Source organism: Parabacteroides sp. AM58-2XD, from assembly GCF_003463685.1.
GTDB lineage: Bacteria > Bacteroidota > Bacteroidia > Bacteroidales > Tannerellaceae > Parabacteroides > Parabacteroides segnis.
Window position 1 is genome coordinate 1 of sequence record NZ_QSDP01000189.1, and the last position, 5216, is coordinate 5216.

At 48.4% G+C, this 5216-nt stretch carries 3 protein-coding genes and 1 pseudogene; all 4 read left to right on the forward strand.

What is annotated here, in order from left to right; all coding sequences use genetic code 11:
- The first annotated feature begins 67 nt into the window (after positions 1–67).
- The 4 genes and pseudogenes from DXA15_RS24480 to DXA15_RS24495 all read left to right on the forward strand — a co-directional run bounded on the left by DXA15_RS24480 (position 68) and on the right by DXA15_RS24495 (position 4948).
- On the forward strand, positions 68–1315 hold the full coding sequence (locus DXA15_RS24480; RefSeq protein WP_128135779.1) for a glutamate-5-semialdehyde dehydrogenase: 1248 nt from the start codon (positions 68–70) through the stop codon (positions 1313–1315).
- Between the two features lie 79 nt (positions 1316–1394).
- Positions 1395–2347: pseudogene (locus DXA15_RS24485) on the forward strand (N-acetylornithine carbamoyltransferase).
- Positions 2348–2557: 210 nt separating this feature from the next.
- Positions 2558–3559 carry an FAD:protein FMN transferase gene (locus DXA15_RS24490; protein ID WP_128135780.1) on the forward strand — a complete coding sequence of 334 codons (1002 nt, stop codon included), beginning with the start codon at positions 2558–2560 and terminating at the stop codon, positions 3557–3559.
- Between the two features lie 99 nt (positions 3560–3658).
- Positions 3659–4948: an NAD(P)/FAD-dependent oxidoreductase gene (locus tag DXA15_RS24495; protein ID WP_128135781.1), complete on the forward strand. Its 1290-nt coding sequence runs from the start codon at positions 3659–3661 to the stop codon at positions 4946–4948.
- Positions 4949–5216 lie beyond the last annotated feature (268 nt).

Consider the following 5216-nt stretch of genomic DNA (forward strand, 5'->3'; position numbering starts at 1 on the left):
CTTCCGCCATCACGCAAATTATACACACCCCCTGCCCCCTCTCAAGAGGGGGGGGTTACTATCAAGAATGTCTATTAAGAACCTATTACAACAGACCGTTGCCGCTTCACGCCAGCTAATCACGCTGAGCGACGAAACCATAAACCGTATCCTGACCGATACAGCCGGCGAATTGATGAACAGACAAGCCGAAGTTCTTGCAGCAAACGAGAAAGACCTGTCCCGTATGGACCCGGCCAATCCCAAATACGACCGCCTGAAACTGACAACCGACCGTTTGGAAGGTATTGCCGGAGATATGCGGAATGTAGCAACACTCCCCTCACCGCTTGGAAAAGTATTGAGCGAAACAACCCGCCCGAACGGCATGGTGATCCGCAAGGTATCCGTCTCATTCGGAGTAATAGGTGTGATCTATGAAGCACGTCCCAACGTGACATTCGACGTATTCTCTCTCTGTTTCAAGAGTGGCAATGCCTGTGTTTTGAAAGGTGGTTCAGATGCTGACGACTCCAACCGGGCACTGGTCGGTATCATCCATCAGGTACTGGAACGTCATGGCGTAAACCCGGCTGTTTGTTGCCTGCTGCCACCTGACCGGGAAGCGACAACCGAACTGCTGAATGCTGTCGGACTGGTGGACCTGATCATACCACGCGGCAGCAGTTCGCTGATTAACTTCGTACGCGACAATGCCCGTGTCCCGGTAATCGAGACAGGAGCCGGTATCTGCCATACCTACTTCGACAAGGAGGGAGATAAAGAGAAAGGACAAGCCATCGTAAACAACGCAAAGACGCGCCGTGTCAGTGTATGTAACGCTTTGGATTGCCTGATCATCCATAAAGACCGGCTCGGCGACTTGCCCTATATCTGCAATAAGTTAAAGGACAGCCATGTAATCATATACGCCGATCAACCGGCTTTCAACTCCCTGGCTGGTTCTTATCCATCGGAACTGCTTCAACCGGCTACGGAAGACAGTTTCGGTACCGAATTCCTCGACTACAAGATGAGCATCCGTACGGTTGCCAGTCTCGACGCAGCCTTGGAGCACATTGCCCGATACAGTTCAAAACATAGTGAAAGTATCGTAAGCGACTCGGCGGAAGCAATCCGTTTGTTCCAGCAGATGGTCGATGCCGCCTGCGTTTATGCAAACGTATCGACCGCTTTCACCGACGGCGCACAGTTCGGATTCGGAGCAGAGATCGGTATCAGTACGCAGAAGCTGCATGCACGTGGCCCGATGGCGTTGCCGGAGCTGACCACCTATAAGTATATTATCGAAGGGGAAGGCCAGATTAGACAGTAGTAAGAAACAGCATTTGTAGCCTATGTTATCATTCAATTAAATTGACTACATTTGCCATTCATATAAATAGATAAACAACATGAGACATTTCACTTGTGTACAAGATGTAGGCGACCTGAAGCAGGCGCTTAACGAAGCATTCGAGATCAAGAAAGACCGCTTTCAATTCACAGAACTTGGCAAGAACAAGACGCTGCTAATGATATTCTTCAACTCCAGTCTGCGTACCCGCCTCTCTACCCAGAAGGCAGCGATGAACCTGGGGATGAACACGATGGTGCTCGACGTGAACCAGGGTGCCTGGAAACTGGAAACCGAACGCGGTGTCATCATGGATGGTGACAAACCCGAACATTTGCTGGAGGCTATTCCTGTCATGGGTTGCTACTGCGATATCATCGGTGTCCGTTCTTTTGCCCGTTTCGAAAACAAGGCGGACGATTACAATGAAAAGATTATCTCCGAATTCATCCAATACTCCGGTCGTCCGGTATTCAGCATGGAAGCAGCTACCCGCCACCCGTTGCAGAGTTTCGCCGACCTGATTACGATTGAAGAATACAAGAAGACTGCCCGTCCGAAGGTGGTTATGACCTGGGCGCCTCATCCGAAAGCCTTACCGCAGGCCGTTCCCAACAGTTTCGCCGAATGGATGAATGCAACCGATTACGAATTTGTCATCACCCACCCCGAGGTTACGAGCTCGACCCGAAGTTCGTCGGCAATGCCCGTGTAGAATATGATCAAAAGAAGGCTTTCGAAGGTGCCGACTTCATCTATGCCAAGAACTGGGCCGCCTATACCGACCCGAATTATGGCCAGGTATTAAGCAAAGACCGTGCATGGACTGTCGATACGGAAAAGATGGCGCTGACCAACAATGCTTATTTCATGCACTGCCTGCCGGTTCGCCGTAACATGATCGTCACCGACGACGTGATCGAAAGCCCGCAAAGCATTGTCATTCCCGAAGCAGCCAACCGGGAAATCTCAGCACAAACAGTATTGAAGAAGATATTGATGGGGTTATAACCTGAAAGAAAACCTGTCCCCGTGCCTGACACGGGAGCAGGTCGGTTATGTCACCTATAGGAAGTCACCGTTTCCCGCCTAAGAAACGCCAGTTCCTAAATACGAAACTACGAGGAAACTGTAATCAATGTATATCAAGCATATACCCCCCAAACAAAGAACAAAGCAAAAAGGAGTAAATTCTCCCTATATTATTCATCCCGGAAAACAATGAAACACTCTTCTATCCTACTTGCCTTTTTCACTCTATATCTATTGAGCAGTTGTGCGAAACAGAAACAGTATTACGAAGTAACCGGCATGCTTCATACTCCCTATCAAATCAAGTTCGAATATACCGAATCACTGGAAGATGAAATCAGTGCTGAACTTCAACGCTACTACCATTGCCTTAATCCGTTTGATTCTACCTCCGTCATCTCCCAGGTAAACCAAAACAAAGATATAGAGGTCGATGATCTTTTCATCGAAGTCTTCAATAAAGCGATGGAAGTATCCGGACAGACCAATGGCATCTATGATATTACCTGTGCCCCGTTTATTAATCTTTGGGGATTCGGATTCAGTAAAAGTGACAGTGTTACGCCGGCTATGATAGATAGCATACGTCCATTTGTCGGTTATCAGAAAGTCCGTTTGGAGGGACGGAAGGTTATCAAAGACGATCCCCGCCTTCTGCTGAATTGTTCCTCTTTGGGAGACGGATGCTGTTGCGAAGTCATCGCCCGCCTCTTCGACAGTAAAGGCATCGAAAACTACCTGATCGATATAGGTGGTGAAACGACAGCCAAAGGCGTCAACCCTAAAGGTGAATGCTGGCACGTCGGGATCACCAGGCCATCCGATGATCCGATGGGCACGAATAAAGAGTTGCAGGTGATCCTCCTGTTATGCGGACGCCACGGCCTTGCCACTTCCGGCGACTACCGTAACTTCTACATCAAAGACGGAAAGAAATACGCCCATACCATCGACCCGAGAACAGGTTCTCCCGCCGGACAGCCCGTCCTAAGCGCAACCGTTATCGCCGCCGACTGCATGACCGCCGATGCTTACGCTACCGCCTTCATGGCCATGGGCCGCGAAGAAGCCCGCAAAATCCAACAACAGCATCCGGAACTGGAATATATGTTTATCTATGCGGATGAGAATGGAGACTATCGCACGGATTATACGGAAGGATTTAAACAGTATTTGTTTCAGAAGCCATAATTCCTGATAACTTATCCTATAAATCAAGGCCTTCCCCCTATTCCATCCGAACATATTCCGTCTCCGATTGTTCTATTATAAAACGTAACATAGAACATCATGGGCTTCAACATCGCAAAAACAAATAAGAAACGCGTAGTCATCATAGGGGGTGGCTTCGGCGGATTAAAGCTGGCCAATAAACTGAAGGGGAGTAATTTCCAGGTTGTCCTGATAGACAAAAACAATTTCCATCAGTTCCCGCCTTTGTTGTATCAGGTAGCATCGTCCGGGCTGGAACCGGGCTCAATCATATTTCCTTTCCGGAAGATATTCCAGAAGCAGAAAGACTTCTACTTCCGGATGGCGGAAGTGAAAGCCATCATTGCCGAACGCAATCTGATTGAAACATCCATCGGTGAATTAACCTACGATTATCTGGTGATTGCTTCGGGAACTATCACCAACTTCTTCGGCAACAAGACCATTGAAGAAAAGGCTTTGCCGATGAAGACAATCCAGGAAGCTCTCGAACTCAGGAATACCCTACTCTCAAACTTCGAGAAGGCTACAATCTGTACCGACCCGGAGGAACGGCAAGCACTGATGAACGTAGTTATAGTCGGTGGCGGTGCAACAGGCGTTGAAATATCGGGCGTATTGGCCGAGATGAAAAGATTCGTTATGCCCAAGGACTATCCGGACCTGAAACAGTCGGACATGCACATCTACCTGGTGGAAGGTTCTCCCCAGCTACTCGGAGTGATGTCGCCCGAAGCATCAGCCAATGCAGAAAAATTCCTGAAAGGAATGGGAGTAAACATCATACTCAACAACCGTGTTACAGACTATCAGGACGGAAAAGTGATACTGGACGACAACTCCACCATCGCCACCAAAACACTCGTATGGGTCAGCGGAGTAACCGCCACCCATTTCGAACATATTGATAAAGAGGCATTAAACCGCGGCGGACGAATAACGGTAAATGAATTTAACCAGATGCCGGGAATGGCAAACGTTTTTGCTATCGGAGATGTCTGCTTCCAGACAGAGGAAGACTACCCGAACGGCCACCCACAGGTAGCCCAGGTAGCAATCCAACAAGGTAACCTGCTTGCCGACAACCTCAAACGGCTGGAATCGGGCAAAGAATTGAAAGCCTTCCATTATCTAAATCTCGGAACACTGGCTACCGTTGGACGCAATAAAGCGGTGGCCGACCTGAAAAAGTTAAAGCTGCAAGGGTTCATTGCCTGGATGGTGTGGATGGGGGTACACCTCCGTTCTATCCTGGGTGTCAAAAACAAACTGATGGTGCTGATCGAATGGGTATGGAGTTACTTCACATACGACCAGTCTATTCGCCTGATATTGTATATTCCTAAAAGAAAAAAGAATTCGGCATAACGATTATTCATTTATAGAAAAAATTGAGCTATCTGCTAATTATTGAATTGAACCAATTAGCGACGGTGTCTTCAGGCTGTAGGCCTGTAATAAACTAGCCCAGGGTTCTAACCCTGGGTCCCCTTGAATCCTTCTCTTTCTGAGGCACCCTGTAGGGGTGCGACAAGATTGAAAGGGTTGATATTTATCTTGTCCCGCCCCTACAGGGCGGAAAGACAGGAGCGGGTTTTCATAAACCCAGGGTTAGAACCCTGGGCTGGTTTGTTAA